This window comes from Streptomyces sp. ADI95-17, from assembly GCF_003846175.1.
GTDB lineage: Bacteria > Actinomycetota > Actinomycetes > Streptomycetales > Streptomycetaceae > Streptomyces > Streptomyces sanglieri.
Map to the genome: position 1 here is coordinate 1 of NZ_ML123049.1, position 17,435 is coordinate 17,435.

The following is a 17,435-nucleotide window of genomic DNA, read 5'->3' on the forward strand; positions in this document are numbered from 1 at the left end:
ACGGGCGGCTGGCGACGACGGGCACGGGCCGGCCCGGTCTCGTCCGGGAAGCTCAGGCATCACCGTGTGAGAGGTGGTGCGAGGCCGGTGAGAGCCCGTCAGAGTCGGCTGCGACCAGTGGTTTTGAGCATCCCGGAGTTCGGGGTATGCTTTATCTCGTTGCACAGCGCAGCGCGCCCCAATAGCTCAGTCGGTAGAGCGTCTCCATGGTAAGGAGAAGGTCTGCGGTTCGATTCCGCATTGGGGCTCCGAAGAACAGGAAAGGCCCCCGCCACTGGCGGGGGCCTTTCCTGTTTGGTGCGGAAGTCATCCGGCTGCCGTGAACGCTCCGTTGGTGAGGACCGGCACCGTGTCGGAGGCGTCCAACTGCGTTGCGATGCGTACGTCTTCGGGAAAGCCACCTGAGACGAGCTCCTGCCCGGATGCGCCGGCGGTCACTGTGGCGACGACATCCGGCGTCGTCTCGAAGCACGCGGCCGCTGTGGCCGCCTCGGGCGACAGGGGACCGCCACGATGCTTGCTGAGCGCCGAGAGAACGGCTCCCGCGCCCAGCAGGTCCTCCAGGGCGGGGCGCAGGCTGCCGTCCGGCCAGCGCTCGCCCGAGGCGATCACGGCAACCGGGCGGGCGGGTGTTCCGTAACCATTGCGGGCGAGCCAACGGCCCACCGCGGTCGCGTTGCGCAGACAGCCCGCGACGACCGTCGAGCCACCGGCCGCGGCGGCGATCGACGAGCCGTTGGGAAAAGGCAGGACCAGCCGTGGAGTGAAAGGCGCGTCTCTCAGCGCCGACGGAGACAGCGACCAGGGGGATGCGGGTGTGGCCATGCGCCGTCCCACGGCCAGCCGGGCGTCCACGCGGTCCGCGAAGGCCGCTGCCGAGGCGTCACGCCAGGCGTACGGGAAGACCCGGGTGCCGGACTCCACGGCCACCGTCACCGAGGTGGTGAACGACAGCACGTCGATCACCACCAGACACGCGACCGCCGACGAGAGCCGCTCGGCGCCCGTGGGGCCCCAGTCGAACCGTGCACCACTGCCTGCCTGCAGATACCAGTCGTCGTCCATGGCGATGACGATGGCAGGCACCCAACTGCCCCCGGCCACGGGGGCGTCGGTGTACTAGGCGGCGGGCGGTTCCGGGACGCGCATGGCGAGGATGGCCATGTCGTCCGAGGCCGGCTCGGCGGCGAAGCGTTCCACGGCCCGCAGGATGCGTGCCGCCACCGCACCCGCCGTGAGGCCGGTGCAGGTCGCCAGGACGTCCGCCAGGCCGTCGTCGCCGAGCATGCGGGTGCCCTCCCGGCGTTCCGTGATGCCGTCGGTGACACACAGCAGGACATCGCCCGGGGCGAGCGTGACCATCTGCTCGTACAGTTCGAGGTCCTCGATCACGCCCAGCAGGGGCTGCGGCTCGGCCGCCGCTTCGACCGAGCCGTCCTGGTGCAGGCGCAGCGGCAGCGGATGGCCCGCGCAGACCACCTTGAGGAGTGCGCTGCCGTCCTCCTGGGGCCACAGCTCGCCGTACAGGAGGGTCAGGAAGCGGCTGCGGGCGCCCTCGTCGAGGATGGCGGCGTTGAGGCGCTCCAGGACGGCGGGGCCGCCGAAGCCCTCGCGGGCCAGGAGGCGCAGGGCGTGGCGGGCGAGACCCGTGACCGCCGCCGCCTCCGGACCCGTACCGCATACGTCGCCGATGGCGAACCCGTAGGCGCCGTCACGGATCGGGAAGACGTCGTAGAAGTCGCCGCCGACCTCGTTTCCCTCGCCGGCCGCGCGGTAGATGACCTCGATCTCGACATTGGGGACCTCGGGCAGCCCCGGCGGCAGCAGGCTGCGCTGCAGGGACTGGCTGATCGCCATGCGCTCCGAGTAGAGGCGCGCGTTGTCGAGGGCCAACGCGGCACGACGGGAGAGGTCCTCGGCCAGTTCCAGGATCTCCTGGCGGAAGTGGTCGTCGGAGGGCTTCCCGAGCGTGAGCATGCCGATGACGCGGTTGCGGGCCACGAGCGGCAGGACCACCGTCTCCCCGCCCACGGCGGCCGCGGTGGCCAGCGTCGTACGGATTCCGGGGCCGAGCCTGCCCGGTTCGCCGAGCCGGCCGGTCTCACCGAGGCCGAGGGTGCGCATGGACGTGCGCAGGGCCGCCTGGTGGGCGGCCTCGGACGGGGCAGCCCAGACGCGTGCTCCGGGGGTCGGCACCGGGTCCGGTGGCGCGATCTTGGAGAGCAGGGCCTTGAGGCCGTCGATGCGCTCCTCGTCCTCGTGCAGTACATAGGAGAGGTACGGCTCGGACGCCTGGTCGGCGATCGTGTACACGGCGCACCAGGTGGCCAGGGTGGGAACCGTCATCTGGGCCATCAACGCCAGGGTCTGGTCCCGGTCGAGGGTGCCGGCGAGCAGGTCGGAGGCCTCGACGAGGAAGGACAGGGAGCCGCGGCGGAGCCGTTCCAGCTCGCCCAGCCGGGCCGATTCGACCGCGAGCGCGATCCGGTCCGCGGCGAACTGCAGGCGCAGGGCCTCCTCGTTCGAGTAGCGGCCGGCAGCCTCGGCGGCGACGCCCAGGGAGCCCGTGAGCCGCCCCTCGACCTTCAGCGGGACGGTGACGACGGAACGCATCCCGGTGCCGCCGAGCAGCGGGACGGCGCCCGGCACATTGTCCAGGTCCTCGTGGACGGCGGGCATCCGGGCGGATCCGTACCGTCCCGTTCCGGCCTCCACCGGGACGCGGGCGAAACGCTGGCGGGCGGAGGGCAGACCGGTGGTGGCCCGTACCTCCAGTTCCGTTTCGTCGTCCGTCGCCAGCAGGAGGAAGGCGGCGTCGGCGTCGAGCATGTCGCGGGCCCGCTCGACCGTGCGCTGGAGCAGACCGTCGAGGTCGTCGGGGGCGGGGGAGCCGATGAAGATCTCGAACGGGTCGGTCTTGCCGCTCTCGGCGTTCGTGTCGGACACCGGTGTGCGGGCCGGTGACTGGAGCACCGCGCGTTCGTAGTCGCGGACGAGCAGGCAGACGGTCGAGGGTTCGCCGTGGGTGTCGCGGACCCTCAGATGCGAGGCGTAGACGGGGATGATCCGGCCGTCGGCGCCGCGGATTCCGTAGCTGCCCTCCCAGCGCGAGAGCTGGAGCGCGTCGACGATGCCCGTGTTGGTGCCGGGGGTCTGGGGCCAGGCCGTGAAGTCGGTGAGCTGCTTGCCGGTGACCTGTTCCGCGGTGTGGCCGAAGAGGAACGCGGCGTCCTCGTTCCAGGCGGCGATGGCGCCGGAGCTGTCGATCTGGACGACCGCCACCCGGACGCGCTCGTCGGCGACCGGGAGCAGCCCCACGGGGAGCAGCGGTCCCGCCGAGCGGATGCCCACCGGGCGTTCGGGAAGATCGAGCTGGAACCAGACATGCTTGCGGGTGGGCGAGTACTCGACGCCCCACCGGGTGGCGAGTGCCGCGCAGAGCAGCAGTCCGCGGCCGTTCTCACGGTCGGGGCTGCCGAAGTCCGGGCCGGTGCTCTGGAGCGGGATTTCGCGTTCCGGATAGTGGTCGGAGACCTCGATCCGGACGCCGTCCTCCGTGCGCAGACAGAGCACGTCGGCGGCGGTGCCCGCGTGGACCACGGCGTTGGTCACCAGCTCGCTGGTGAGGACGACCGCGTCGTCGACGACGTCCGTGTAGCCCCACCCCTGGAGGGTGTCCCGGACGAAGGCGCGGGCGGTCGCGACGGAGCGCCCGACCGGGTCGAAGGTGGCGGCCGCGCGCGCGGTGATCACAGAACTCCCCATGTGGTGTCTCGTCGCTTCCCCGAGTCCTGTGCCCGTTTCTCGCCGCTTCGATTCGCCTGCCAGGCTAGACGCTCGGTCTGTGTGCCGGGTACACGAGGGGCGACTTCGGACAGGAGCGGCCAGGAACCGACCTGTGACCGGACAAGTGTGGCCATCCCGATGGAGGGATGCGGGACAACCATCGGAGGTTGCACCCCGGCTGCGTCCGGCCTGGTACGTTTCAACGATTTGACGTCCCCATGGTCACCCGTCGACGGTGGGCCGTGGCGATGAGCCAAAGAAGAACTGGGCAAGCTCCCAGATAAGGCCCGAGCGATACGGTCAACCCCTGCGGGAGGGACACGGTGGAGTCTGGCGTGGCGGCGCGGGGCACAGGCACGCGCACAAAAGGCGGACAGTCCGTGAAGAAACAGCGCAATGGAACCATCGATGTCGACGCGGCAGCGCTCAACAGACTGCTGGCGGGTCTCGTGGCGATGCGCGACGGGAATTTCCGCAGGCGTCTGACCGTCTCGGGCGACGGTGTGATGGCGGAGATCGCGGCGGTCTTCAACGAGGTCGCCGACCGCAATCTGCATCTGACCGGCGAGCTGGCCCGGGTGCGGCGGATGGTCGGACGCGAGGGGAAGCTCACCGAGCGGCTGGAGACGGGCGCCTGCGAGGGCTCCTGGGCCGCCGCGATCGACGCCTCCAACGAGCTGGTCGACGATCTGGCCCGCCCGGTCTCGGAGGTCGGGCGGGTGCTGTCGGCGGTGGCCGACGGTGATCTCGAACAGCGGATGGAACTGCGGTCGCACACGTCGGACGAGACGGTACGGCCGCTGCGCGGCGAGTTCCTGAAGGTCGCCCGTACGGTCAACAGCCTCGTCGACCAGCTGTCGGCGTTCACCGAGCAGGTGACGCGGGTCGCGGTCGAGGTGGGTACCGAGGGCAAACTGGGCGGACAGGCCCAGGTGCGCGGGATGTCCGGGTCGTGGAAGGACCTCACGGACTCCGTGAACACCATGGCGTACCGGCTGACCGCGCAGGTGCGCGACATCGCCCTGGTGACGACGGCGGTCGCCAAGGGGGATCTCTCGCGGAAGGTCACCGTCCATGTGGCCGGCGAGATGCTCCAGCTGAAGAACACCGTCAACACGATGGTCGACCAGCTCTCGTCGTTCTCCTCCGAGGTGACCCGGGTCGCCCGCGAGGTGGGGACGGAGGGCGAGCTCGGTGGTCAGGCGACCGTTCCGGGCGTGGCGGGTGTGTGGAAGGACCTCACCGACTCCGTCAACACGATGGCCGGGAACCTCACTTCCCAGGTGCGCGGGATCGCCGAGGTGACCACGGCGGTCGCCAACGGCGACCTGTCCCAGAAGGTCACGGTGAGCGCCCGCGGCGAGGTCGCGCAACTGGCCGAGACCATCAACCAGATGACCGACACGCTGCGGCTCTTCGCGGACGAAGTGACCCGGGTGGCCAGTGAGGTCGGTGGCGAGGGTCTGCTCGGCGGGCAGGCGAAGGTGCCGGGGGCGGCGGGGACGTGGAAGGACCTCACCGACTCGGTCAACACGGTCTTCCGGAACCTGACGACCCAGGTGCGGGACATCGCGCAGGTGACCACGGCGGTGGCCAACGGTGACATGACGCAGAAGGTCACCGTGGACGTGGCCGGCGAGATGCTGGAGCTGAAGAACACCGTCAACACGATGGTGGACCAGCTCCAGTCCTTCGGTTCGGAAGTGACCCGGGTGGCCCGGGAGGTCGGTCTTGAGGGCCGGCTGGGCGGCCAGGCCGAGGTGCCCGGCGCGGCGGGGACGTGGAAGGACCTCACCGACTCGGTGAACGCGGCGTTCCGCAACCTCACGGGGCAGGTGCGGGACATTGCGCAGGTGACGACCGCGGTGGCCAACGGCGATCTGTCGCAGAAGGTCACCGTGGACGTCGCGGGCGAGATGCTGGAGCTGAAGAACACCGTCAACACGATGGTGGCGCAGCTCTCGAACTTCGCCGACCAGGTGACGCGGATGGCGCGTGACGTGGGTACGGAGGGCCGGCTCGGCGGCCAGGCCCGGGTGGACGGCGTCTCCGGCACCTGGAAGGAGCTCACCGACTCCGTCAACTTCATGGCCGGGAACCTGACTTCGCAGGTACGTCAGATCGCCCAGGTGACCACGGCGGTGGCGCGCGGTGATCTGTCGCAGAAGATCGATGTGGATGCCCGGGGCGAGATCCTGGAGCTGAAGAACACCATCAACACGATGGTGGACCAGCTCTCCGCCTTCGCCGAGCAGGTGACCCGGGTGGCCCGCGAGGTCGGTACCGACGGGCGGCTCGGCGGGCAGGCGCAGGTGCCCGGCGTGGCCGGTGTGTGGCGTGATCTGACCGATTCGGTGAACGGGATGGCGGGCAACCTGACCGCTCAGGTCCGTAACATCGCGCAGGTCGCCACGGCGGTGGCGCGCGGTGATCTGTCGCAGAAGATCGATGTGGATGCCCGGGGCGAGATCCTGGAGCTGAAGAACACCATCAACACGATGGTCGACCAGCTCTCGAACTTCGCCGAGCAGGTGACCAGGGTCGCCCGCGAGGTGGGTACGGAGGGCATGCTCGGCGGTCAGGCCGAGGTGCAGGGGGTGTCCGGTACCTGGAAGGATCTCACCCAGTCCGTCAACGGCATGGCCAACAACCTGACCATGCAGGTCCGCAACATCGCCGAGGTCACCACCGCGGTCGCCAACGGCGATCTCTCCAAGAAGATCACCGTCGACGCCAAGGGCGAGATCCTCGAACTGGTCACGACCGTCAACACCATGGTCGACCAGCTGCTCAACTTCGCGGACGAGGTGACGCGGGTCGCCCGTGAGGTGGGTACCGAGGGCATCCTCGGCGGTCAGGCCCGGGTGCCGGGTGCGACCGGCATCTGGAAGGACCTCAGCGACAACGTCAACCTGATGGCCAACAACCTGACCAGTCAGGTGCGGAACATCTCCCGGGTCTCCTCGGCGGTCGCCAACGGCGACCTGAGGAAGAAGGTCACCGTCGAGGCGCGCGGCGAGGTCGCCGAGCTCGCGGACACCGTCAACACCATGGTGACGACGCTGTCCTCGTTCGCGGACGAGGTGACGCGGGTCGCCCGCGAGGTGGGCACGGAGGGCGAACTGGGCGGCCAGGCACGGGTGCCGGGCGTCTCGGGGACGTGGAAGGACCTCACCGAGTCGGTGAACTCGATGGCGTCCAACCTGACCGGCCAGGTGCGCCAGATCGCCGCGGTCACCACGGCGATCGCCAAGGGCGACCTCACCAAGAAGATCGACATCGACGCGCGCGGTGAGATCCAGCAGCTGAAGAACACCATCAACACGATGGTCGACCAGCTGTCCTCGTTCGCCGAGCAGGTGACCCGGGTGGCCCGTGAGGTGGGTACGGAGGGGCAGCTGGGCGGTCAGGCCCGGGTCCGGGACGTCGACGGCACCTGGCGCGACCTCACCGAGTCGGTGAACGAGATGGCCGGGAACCTCACCCGCCAGGTGCGGGCCATCGCGGCCGTGGCCACGGCGGTGACCCGCGGCGACCTCAACCTGAAGATCGATGTGGACGCGGCCGGCGAGATCCAGGCCCTGCAGGACAACATCAACACGATGATCGCCAACCTCCGCGACACCACGGCGACCAACAAGGAACAGGACTGGCTCAAGGGCAACCTCGCCCGGATCTCCGGGCTGATGCAGGGACGCCGCGATCTGGACGACGTGGCCTCGCTGATCATGAGCGAGCTGACCCCGGTCGTCTCCGCGCAGCACGGCGCGTTCTTCCTGGCCATGCCGACCGGGGACACCGGCGCGGTCGGCCAGGACAGCGACAAGGACAACTCGTACGAGCTCTGCATGCGGGGCAGCTACGGATACTCGGCGGGTTCGATGCCGACCTCCTTCCGGCCGGGCGAGACGCTCATCGGGACCGCCGCGGAGGAGAAGCGGACCATTCAGGTGGACAACGTTCCGCCGGGCTATCTGAAGATCTCCTCCGGCCTCGGTGAGGCGCCTCCCGCACATGTGATCGTGCTGCCGGTGCTTTTCGAGGGGAAGGTGCTCGGTGTCATCGAGCTGGCGTCGTTCCAGCCGTTCACCCACATTCAGCGGGACTTCCTCAACCAGCTCGCCGAAATGATCGCGACGAGCGTCAACACCATCAGCGTCAACACGAAGACCGAGAAGCTCCTCGAACAGTCGCAGGAGCTGGCCGAGCAATTGAGGGACCGCTCACAGGAGTTGGAGAACCGGCAGAAGGCGCTCCAGGCCTCCAACGCGGAACTGGAGGAGAAGGCCGAACTGCTGGCCCAGCAGAACCGCGACATCGAGGTCAAGAACACCGAGATCGAGGAGGCCCGGCAGGTCCTGGAGGAGCGCGCCGAGCAGCTCGCCGTCTCGATGCGCTACAAGTCGGAATTCCTGGCGAACATGTCGCACGAGTTGCGTACGCCGCTCAACTCGCTGCTCATTCTGGCCAAGCTGCTCGCGGACAATGCCGAGGGTAATCTCTCGCCGAAGCAGGTGGAATTCGCCGAGACGATCCACGGGGCCGGTTCCGACCTGCTCCAGCTGATCAATGACATTCTCGATCTGACGAAGGTCGAGGCGGGCAAGATGGATGTCAGCCCGACCCGGATCGCACTGGTTCAGCTCGTGGACTACGTGGAGGCGACATTCCGTCCGCTCACCGCGGAGAAGGGGCTCGATTTCTCCGTCAGGGTCTCGCCGGAACTCCCCGCGACGCTCCACACGGACGAGCAGCGGCTCTTGCAGGTGCTGCGCAATCTCCTCTCCAACGCGGTGAAGTTCACCGACAGCGGGGCGGTCGAGCTGGTCATCCGGCACGCCAACGAGGACGTGCCGAACGCCATCCGTGAGCAGCTGTTGGAGGCCGGCTCGCTGCGTGACGCGGACGCCGACCTGATCGCGTTCTCGGTCACCGACACCGGTATCGGGATCGCCTCCAGCAAGATGCTGGTGATCTTCGAGGCGTTCAAGCAGGCGGACGGTACGACCAGCCGCAAGTACGGCGGCACGGGGCTCGGACTGTCCATCAGCCGGGAGATCGCCCGGCTGCTGGGCGGCGAGATCCACGCGGCCAGTGAGCCGGGCCGCGGCTCGACCTTCACGCTGTATCTGCCGCTGCACCCGAGCGAGTTGCCGCCGCAGGGGTACCCGCAGATCGGTCCCGGTCCCATCGAGGGGCACGGTGTCGCGGCCGAGGAGGGGCTGCTGCCGGCGGCCGGCCAGAGTGCCGACCCGGCTGCCGCGGCACCGGACGCGGGCGGTGCGGCCGGGCTGATGCGGCGTCGCCGCAAGAGCCTGGGGAGCGCGGAACGGCGGCCCGCGCTGCCGCCCCGGAGCACCGCCTCGGCGGCTCCGCCGGAGCCGTGGACGCTCGCCGGGCAGGAGGAGCCCGAGGTCCGCAGGACGTTCCGGTTCCGCGGCGAGAAGGTGCTCATCGTCGACGACGACATCCGCAACGTCTTCGCGCTCACCAGCGTGCTGGAGCAGCACGGTCTTTCGGTGCTGTACGCGGAGAACGGACGCGTGGGCATCGAAGTCCTGGAACAGCACGACGATGTGACGGTCGTACTGATGGACATCATGATGCCGGAGATGGACGGCTATGCCACGACGGCGGCGATCCGAAGGATGCCGCAGTTCGCCGGGCTGCCGATCGTCGCGCTGACCGCGAAGGCGATGAAGGGCGACCGGGAGAAGGCGATCGAATCCGGTGCTTCCGACTATGTCACCAAGCCTGTCGATCCTGATCATCTTCTTTCCGTAATGGAGCAGTGGATGCGCGGAGAGTGATCATTAATCGAGGGAATCCAGCCGAGTTGCTGATCGACTGTGCTCGCAGGGGTGTGAGAAGGCTCTGCACGGGGAACCTTCTCGTCCCCCACCGCGTTTCGGCTGTGTGCACAGTGACATCGCGGTGACAGGGTGTGGCGACGGGCGGGGTACGGCTACCATGACCGGCACAAGGACGGACGGCGTAAGGGAGTCGTCCCCTGGGGCGGCGCCCGGTGCAATTCCGGGGCGAGGAGGACGGGCCATGGTGCAGAAGGCCAAGATCCTCCTGGTCGATGACCGGCCGGAGAATCTGCTGGCGCTGGAGGCCATCCTCTCTGCGCTCGATCAGACACTGGTCCGGGCATCGTCAGGGGAGGAAGCGCTCAAAGCGCTGCTCACGGACGACTTCGCGGTCATTCTGCTGGACGTCCAGATGCCGGGCATGGACGGTTTCGAAACCGCCGCGCACATCAAGCGGCGGGAACGGACCCGGGACATCCCGATCATCTTTCTCACCGCGATCAACCACGGCCCGCATCACACCTTCCGGGGTTATGCGGCAGGCGCGGTGGACTACATCTCGAAGCCGTTCGACCCATGGGTGCTCCGCGCCAAGGTCTCGGTCTTCGTCGAGCTGTACATGAAGAACTGCAAGCTGCGCGAGCAGGCGGCGCTGCTGAGGCTCCAGATCGAGGGCGATCCGGGCGGCGCGGACCACGCGGGCGAGCCCGCCGGGCTGCTCGCCGAGCTCTCCGCCCGGCTGGCAGCCGTCGAGGAGCAGGCGGAGGCGCTCTCCAAGCAGCTCGACGACGAGTCGGCGGACGCCGCGGCGGTGGCGACCGCCGCCCATCTGGAGCGGAAGCTCACCGGGCTGCGCCGGGCGCTCGACGCCCTGGAGCCCGGCACCGGAAGCGGCAGCGTCGGCCTTCCCTCGTAACGCCGCACGCCACATCCACCGCGTCCGCGTATCGGGGGAGGACCGGGTCCGGCGGCGGCGGTCCGGGGCGCGGCTTTCCGCCGGGGGACGGGTGGTTGTGCGGGGCTCGGGCCCAACTGGCCCTTCCGGCCTGCCGGTACACGGCCGGAAACGGGGCACTCGCGGTGAGGTGGCGTCAGTTTGCGGCCCCTGTGGGGCGACACGGTCGGGTGAAGCAGCAGTCGCACGTGTTCACAGCCGCCGACAACGGTAACCTCGGCACCATGGCCTCACGTACGTCCGGCAAGGGTTCCCAGGGCACGGCGGGCACCGCGAAGCGCGTCGGCCGTACCGCGGGGCCGGCCAAGAAAGCCGCGCCCGCGAAAAAGACCGCCGCGAAGAAGACCGCGCCCGCCAAGAAGGCGCCCGCCAAGAAGACCGCGGCGAAGAAGGCGGCCCCGCCCAAGCCCGCCCCGTCGCCCACCGGTGGTGTGTACCGCCTGGCGCGCGCCGTCTGGCTCGGCACCGCCCACGCCGTCGGAGCGACGTTCCGCGGCATAGGGCGGGGCGCCAAGGGGCTCGACCCCGCACACCGCAAGGACGGCGTCGCACTGCTGCTGCTCGGCCTCGCGCTGGTCGTCGCCGCGGGCACCTGGTCGAACCTGCGCGGGCCCGTCGGCGACCTCGTGGAGATGCTCGTCACCGGGGCCTTCGGCCGGCTCGATCTGCTCGTACCGATACTGCTCGGCGCCATCGCCGTACGGCTGATCCGCTACCCGGAGAAGCCCGAGGCCAATGGACGCATCGTCATCGGGCTCTCCGCCCTCGTCATCGGGGTGCTCGGACAGGTCCACATCGCCTGCGGATCGCCCGGCCGCGAGGACGGCACCACGGCGATGCAGAACGCGGGCGGGCTCATCGGCTGGGCCGCCTCCAAGCCGCTGATCTACACCATGGGCGAGGTCCTCGCCGTACCGCTGCTGTTGCTGCTCACCGTCTTCGGGCTGCTGGTCGTCACCGCCACCCCGGTGAACGCCATTCCGCAACGGCTCCGGCTGCTCGGCACCAAGCTGGGCCTTCTCCACCCGGAGTACGACCCCGAGGCGGACGAGGAGAACGACGACGAGCGCTACGAGGAGCAGTGGCGCGAGCAGCTTCCCGCGCGCTCCCGCCGCTCCCCGGCCCGCCGCTCCGAAGCGCCCGACGAGTACGACCCGGAGCAGGCCGAGGCCGAGGCGCTCTCCAAGCGCCGCCGGCCGCGCAGGCCCTCCGTGCAGCCCGCGACGAACCGCACCATGGACGCGGTGGACGTGGCGGCCGCCGCGGCCGCGGCACTCGACGGGGCGGTGCTCAACGGCATGCCGCCCTCGCCGATCGTCGCCGACCTCACCCAGGGCGTCTCCGTCGAGCGCGAACGCCAGGGCACACCGGTGCCGGGCGCCAGGGAGGGCGAGCCCGCCTCCGGAGGAGGGAAGCAGCAGGCGCCCTCGGGCGGCGTGCCCGATCTGACGAAGCCGGTGCCCGATTCGCAGTCCCAGCCTCTGCCGGCCCGCGCCGAACAGCTCCAGCTCTCCGGCGACATCACCTACTCGCTGCCCTCGCTCGACCTGCTGGAGCGCGGCGGCCCCGGCAAGACCCGCAGTGCAGCCAACGACGCGATCGTCGCGGCCCTGACCAATGTCTTCACCGAATTCAAGGTCGACGCCGCCGTCACCGGCTTCACCCGAGGTCCGACGGTCACGCGGTACGAGGTGGAGCTCGGCCCGGCGGTGAAGGTCGAGCGGATCACCGCGCTCGCCAAGAACATCGCCTACGCCGTTGCCAGCCCCGACGTCCGGATCATCTCCCCGATCCCGGGCAAGTCCGCGGTCGGCATCGAGATCCCCAACACCGACCGGGAGATGGTCAACCTCGGCGACGTACTGCGCCTCGCGGACGCGGCCGAGGACGACCACCCGATGCTGGTCGCGCTCGGCAAGGACGTCGAGGGCGGCTATGTGATGGCCAACCTGGCGAAGATGCCGCACGTGCTGGTGGCCGGTGCGACCGGTTCCGGCAAGTCGTCGTGCATCAACTGCCTGATCACCTCGGTCATGGTGCGGGCGACCCCGGACGACGTCCGCATGGTGCTCGTCGACCCCAAGCGCGTCGAGCTGACCGCGTACGAGGGCATCCCGCACCTGATCACGCCGATCATCACCAACCCGAAACGTGCCGCCGAAGCACTCCAGTGGGTCGTGCGGGAGATGGACCTGCGGTACGACGACCTCGCCGCGTTCGGGTACCGGCACATCGACGACTTCAACCAGGCCGTCCGCAACGGCAAGGTCAAGCCGCCGGAGGGCAGCGAGCGCGAGCTCTCGCCCTACCCGTATCTGCTGGTGATCGTCGACGAGCTCGCCGACCTGATGATGGTGGCTCCGCGCGACGTGGAGGACGCCATCGTCCGCATCACCCAGTTGGCCCGCGCCGCCGGCATCCACCTGGTGCTCGCGACCCAGCGGCCCTCGGTCGACGTCGTCACCGGCCTGATCAAGGCGAACGTGCCCTCCCGGCTGGCCTTCGCGACCTCGTCCCTGGCCGACAGCCGGGTCATCCTCGACCAGCCCGGCGCCGAGAAGCTCATCGGAAAGGGTGACGGTCTGTTCCTGCCGATGGGTGCGAACAAGCCCACCCGAATGCAGGGCGCCTTCGTCACCGAGGACGAGGTCGCCGCCGTCGTCCAGCACTGCAAGGACCAGATGGCGCCGGTCTTCCGCGAGGACGTGGTGGTCGGCACCGCGAAGAAGAAGGAGATCGACGAGGACATCGGCGACGACCTGGATCTGCTCTGCCAGGCCGCCGAACTGGTCGTCTCCACCCAGTTCGGGTCCACCTCGATGCTTCAGCGCAAGCTGCGGGTCGGCTTCGCGAAGGCGGGCCGGCTGATGGACCTGATGGAGTCGAGGAACATCGTCGGACCCAGCGAGGGATCCAAGGCGCGCGACGTCATGGTGAAGCCCGACGAACTGGACGGGGTGTTGGCTCTGATCCGCGGGGAAACCGGTTCGTAAGGGTGTTACGGGCAACCGTTTCGCCGGGTCGTACGTCAACTTGGAGGAAGGGGCGGCAGAATTGTCCCTCCCGGGGCGGTCCGGAGAATCGGACGGCCTTCGAGTCCGATGGAGGACAAAGTCCTTCCTCCCGGTTGCCCCACCCTTTCGTACCACCCCTAGACTGAACACCCAGCAGGTGGCTCACGCTCGAAAGGCGCCCCCGTGTCCATCGGCAACTCCCCCGAAGACGACCGGCCTTCGATCGGTCGAGTGCTCCAGCAGGCTCGTATCGCCGCAGGTCTCACGGTCGAAGAGATCAGCTCGTCCACCCGGGTGCGCATCCCCATCGTGCACGCGATCGAAGAGGACGACTTCTCCCGCTGCGGCGGCGACGTGTACGCACGCGGCCATATCCGTACGCTCGCGCGTGCGGTCGAGCTCGATCCGGAACCGCTGGTTTCGCAGTACGACGCGGAACACGGCGGCCGTCCCGCACCCACGCCCGCGGCGCCGCTGTTCGAAGCCGAGAGAATCCGTTCCGAACCCCGTCGGCCCAACTGGACGGCGGCCATGGTCGCGGCGATCGTCGCCGTCGTCGGTTTCGTCGGCTTCACGTTCCTCAAGGGCGGCGACGACAGCCCCGCGGCCACCCAGGTCGCGGAGGGCCCCGCGCCGCACAAGAAGAGCCCCGCACCGAAGTCCGACAAGCCCGTCGACCCCAAGCCGGCACCCTCCGACAGCGCCATCGCCGCGGCCCCCAGGGACAAGGTGACGGTCCGGCTCGACGCCAGCCAGGGCAAGAGCTGGATCTCCGCCAAGGACCACAACGGGCGGCTGCTCTTCGACGGTCTGCTGCTGCAGGGCCAGACCAAGACCTTCCAGGACCAGGAGCGGGTCGACCTCGTCCTCGGCGACGCGGGCTCGATCGAGCTCTTCGTCAACGGCAAGAAGGTCGAGGACAAGTTCCAGCCCGGCCAGGTCGAGCGGCTCTCGTACACCAAGGGCGACCCGGCGGTCGGCTGACCCCGTACGCACCGCTTCCCCAGACGGTCCCGACACACGGCGAGCGCCCGGCAATCCCGCCGGGCGCTCGCCGCATTGTTACTCGGTGTAACGGTGGAACCCTGCGCGGCAGGGCGAGTGCCGGGACAAAGTAGTCTTGAGCCCATGCCCGAACGCCGTACCGTCGCCCTTGTCACTCTTGGCTGCGCCCGTAACGAGGTGGACTCGGAGGAGCTCGCAGGCCGCTTGGCAGCGGACGGCTGGGAGCTCGTCCAGGATGCCTCCGACGCGGATGTCGCCGTCGTCAACACCTGTGGATTCGTCGAGGCCGCCAAGAAGGACTCCGTCGACGCCCTGCTCGAAGCCAATGATCTGAAGGACCACGGCCGGACCCAGGCCGTGGTCGCCGTCGGCTGTATGGCCGAGCGTTACGGCAAGGACCTCGCCGAGGCCCTGCCCGAAGCGGACGGCGTCCTCGGCTTCGACGACTACGCCGACATCTCCGACCGCCTCCAGACCATCCTCAACGGCGGCATCCACGCCTCGCACACCCCGCGCGACCGCCGCAAGCTGCTGCCGATCAGCCCCGCCGAACGGCAGGACGCGGCCGTGGCGCTTCCCGGCCACGCACAGGAGGCCGCACCGGCCCCCGCCCCCGAGGACCTCCCCGACGGCGTCGCGCCGGTCTCCGGGCCGCGGGCGCCCCTGCGCCGCCGGCTGGGCACCAGCCCCGTCGCCTCGGTGAAGCTCGCCTCCGGCTGCGACCGCCGCTGCTCCTTCTGCGCCATTCCGTCCTTCCGCGGCTCCTTCATCTCGCGGCGCCCCTCGGACGTGCTGCAGGAGACCCGCTGGCTGGCCGAGCAGGGCGTCAAGGAGGTCATGCTGGTCTCCGAGAACAACACCTCGTACGGCAAGGACCTCGGCGACATCCGGCTGCTGGAGACGCTGCTGCCGGAGCTCGCCGACGTCGAGGGCATCGAGCGGATCCGGGTCAGCTACCTCCAGCCGGCCGAGATGCGGCCCGGCCTCATCGACGTGCTGACCTCCACGCCGAAGGTCGCGCCCTACTTCGACCTGTCCTTCCAGCACTCGGCCCCCGGTGTGCTGCGGGCGATGCGCCGCTTCGGTGACACCGACCGGTTCCTGGAGCTGCTGGACACCATCCGGAACAAGGCGCCGCAGGCCGGTGCCCGCTCCAACTTCATCGTGGGCTTCCCCGGCGAGACCGAGGCCGACCTGGCGGAGCTGGAACGCTTCCTCACCGGTGCCCGGCTCGACGCCATCGGCGTCTTCGGCTACTCCGACGAGGAGGGCACCGAGGCCGTCGGCTACGAGAACAAGCTGGACGCCGACGTCATCGCCGAGCGGCTCGCGCACATCTCGCAGCTGGCCGAGGAGCTCACCTCGCAGCGTGCCGAGGAGCGCCTGGGCGAGTCGCTCCAGGTGCTGGTCGAGTCCGTGGACGACGAGGACGGTGCGGTGGGCCGCGCGGCCCACCAGGCTCCCGAGACGGACGGCCAGGTGCTCTTCACCACACGCGACGGCCTCGTACCCGGCCTTATGGTCGAGGCAAAGGTCGTGGGCACCGAAGGAGTGGACCTGGTGGCCGAGTGTTCCGAACTCGTGGAGGCAGCCAGATGACGGGAGTCCCGGCATCCGCGGCAGGCGGCTCCGGCGCGAAGCCGGTCCGCGGCGGCAAGCTGGGCACTGCGGCCGTCAATCAGGCCAGCCTGTGGAACATCGCCAACCTGCTCACCATGCTGCGGCTGGTGCTGGTGCCCGGCTTCGTGCTGCTGCTGCTGCACAACGGCGGGTACGACCCGGCCTGGCGGTCGTTCGCCTGGGCGGCCTTCGCCGTCGCCATGATCACCGACCTGTTCGACGGTCATCTGGCGCGCACGTACAACCTGGTCACCGACTTCGGGAAGATCGCCGACCCGATCGCGGACAAGGCGATCATGGGCGCGGCACTGGTCTGTCTCTCGTATCTCGGCGATCTGCCCTGGTGGGTCACGGGCGTGATCCTCTTCCGCGAGATCGGCATCACGCTGATGCGCTTCTGGGTGATACGGCATGCGGTGATTCCGGCCAGTCGCGGAGGGAAGATGAAGACCCTGGCGCAGGGGACGGCCGTCGGGATGTACGTCCTGGCGCTCACCGGTCCACTGGCCACCCTGCGCTTCTGGGTGATGGCGGTGGCCGTCGTGCTGACGGTCGTCACCGGGCTCGACTATGTGCGCCAGGCCGTCGTGCTGCGCCGCAAGGGGCTCGCGGCCGAGCGGGCCGCCGTAGCGGCGGGATCGGCCCAGGGGGCCCCGGGGAGCCGTGATTCGGCGGAGGCCGAGCGGTGACTGCCGCGGCCCGGGTGCTGGAGCTGCTCGTGGAGCGTGGTGAGACCCTTGCCGTCGCGGAGTCGCTGACCGGCGGTCTGGTCGCGGCGGAGCTGACATCGGTGCCGGGTGCCTCGCACTCCTTCCGGGGCTCCGTGACGGCGTACGCGACGGCCCTGAAGCGGGATCTCCTGGGGGTGGACGGCGTGCTGCTGGCGGAGCGCGGGGCGGTCGACCCCGAGGTGGCGCGGCAGATGGCGGCCGGTGTGCGCCGTGTTCTCGGGGCGGACTGGGGCATGGCCACCACCGGGGTCGCGGGCCCCGAACCGCAGGACGGCAAGGCCGTGGGGACGGTGTATGTCGCGGTGTCCGGGCCGGACGGCGTGGAGAATATGGCTGAGCTGAGGTTGAACGGCGGACGGGCGGACATCCGTAAAGAGAGCGTACGGAGCGTGCTCGAGTTGCTCTCCGCCGAACTCGGCAGGAATGCAAGCGCACAGGATACGGAACAGAACGGGGGGAATTGATGTTTGCAGCCCTGAGTGAACACGACATCGCTCCCCGCACGGCCGCG

General features: G+C 69.4%; 9 protein-coding genes and 1 tRNA gene. 8 read left to right on the plus strand and 2 right to left on the minus strand.

Annotated features, from left to right (window positions below; translation table 11 throughout):
* The first annotated feature begins 175 nt into the window (after positions 1–175).
* Positions 176–248, plus strand: a tRNA-Thr gene (locus EES42_RS27010).
* A 58-nt stretch (positions 249–306) separates the two neighbouring features.
* Here the strand turns inward: EES42_RS27010 and EES42_RS27015 are convergent.
* Positions 307–1,086 carry a 2-phosphosulfolactate phosphatase gene (locus tag EES42_RS27015; protein ID WP_346775431.1) on the minus strand — a complete coding sequence of 260 codons (780 nt, stop codon included), beginning with the start codon at positions 1,084–1,086 and terminating at the stop codon, positions 307–309.
* 33 nt (positions 1,087–1,119) lie between these two features.
* Positions 1,120–3,765 (minus strand): SpoIIE family protein phosphatase, encoded by a 2,646-nt coding sequence (locus tag EES42_RS27020; RefSeq protein WP_206433603.1) that lies wholly within the window; start codon positions 3,763–3,765, stop codon positions 1,120–1,122.
* Between the two features lie 401 nt (positions 3,766–4,166).
* Here EES42_RS27020 and EES42_RS27025 point away from each other — a divergent pair, with 401 nt between their 5' ends.
* From EES42_RS27025 to EES42_RS27055, 7 genes are all read left to right on the plus strand, one after another.
* On the plus strand, positions 4,167–9,596 hold the full coding sequence (locus EES42_RS27025) for a HAMP domain-containing protein (protein WP_124720908.1): 5,430 nt from the start codon (positions 4,167–4,169) through the stop codon (positions 9,594–9,596).
* 244 nt (positions 9,597–9,840) lie between these two features.
* The gene (locus EES42_RS27030) at positions 9,841–10,515 is read left to right on the plus strand and encodes a response regulator (protein ID WP_124720909.1); all 675 of its coding nucleotides are present in this window, start codon (positions 9,841–9,843) and stop codon (positions 10,513–10,515) included.
* Between the two features lie 263 nt (positions 10,516–10,778).
* Positions 10,779–13,547: a DNA translocase FtsK gene (locus EES42_RS27035; RefSeq protein ID WP_124720910.1), complete on the plus strand. Its 2,769-nt coding sequence runs from the start codon at positions 10,779–10,781 to the stop codon at positions 13,545–13,547.
* A 204-nt stretch (positions 13,548–13,751) separates the two neighbouring features.
* Positions 13,752–14,552: a helix-turn-helix domain-containing protein gene (locus EES42_RS27040; protein ID WP_124720911.1), complete on the plus strand. Its 801-nt coding sequence runs from the start codon at positions 13,752–13,754 to the stop codon at positions 14,550–14,552.
* A 144-nt stretch (positions 14,553–14,696) separates the two neighbouring features.
* Entirely contained in the window at positions 14,697–16,172 is a 1,476-nt protein-coding gene (gene rimO / locus EES42_RS27045; RefSeq protein ID WP_124720912.1) for a 30S ribosomal protein S12 methylthiotransferase RimO, read from the plus strand.
* Complete coding sequence (gene pgsA / locus EES42_RS27050; RefSeq protein ID WP_124720913.1) at positions 16,169–16,882, plus strand: CDP-diacylglycerol--glycerol-3-phosphate 3-phosphatidyltransferase; 714 nt, start codon at positions 16,169–16,171, stop codon at positions 16,880–16,882. The genes rimO and pgsA overlap by 4 nt, the downstream gene beginning before the upstream one ends.
* Positions 16,879–17,388 (plus strand): CinA family protein, encoded by a 510-nt coding sequence (locus EES42_RS27055; protein ID WP_124720914.1) that lies wholly within the window; start codon positions 16,879–16,881, stop codon positions 17,386–17,388. Before pgsA ends, EES42_RS27055 begins: the two co-directional genes overlap by 4 nt.
* The last annotated feature ends 47 nt before the right edge of the window (positions 17,389–17,435 follow it).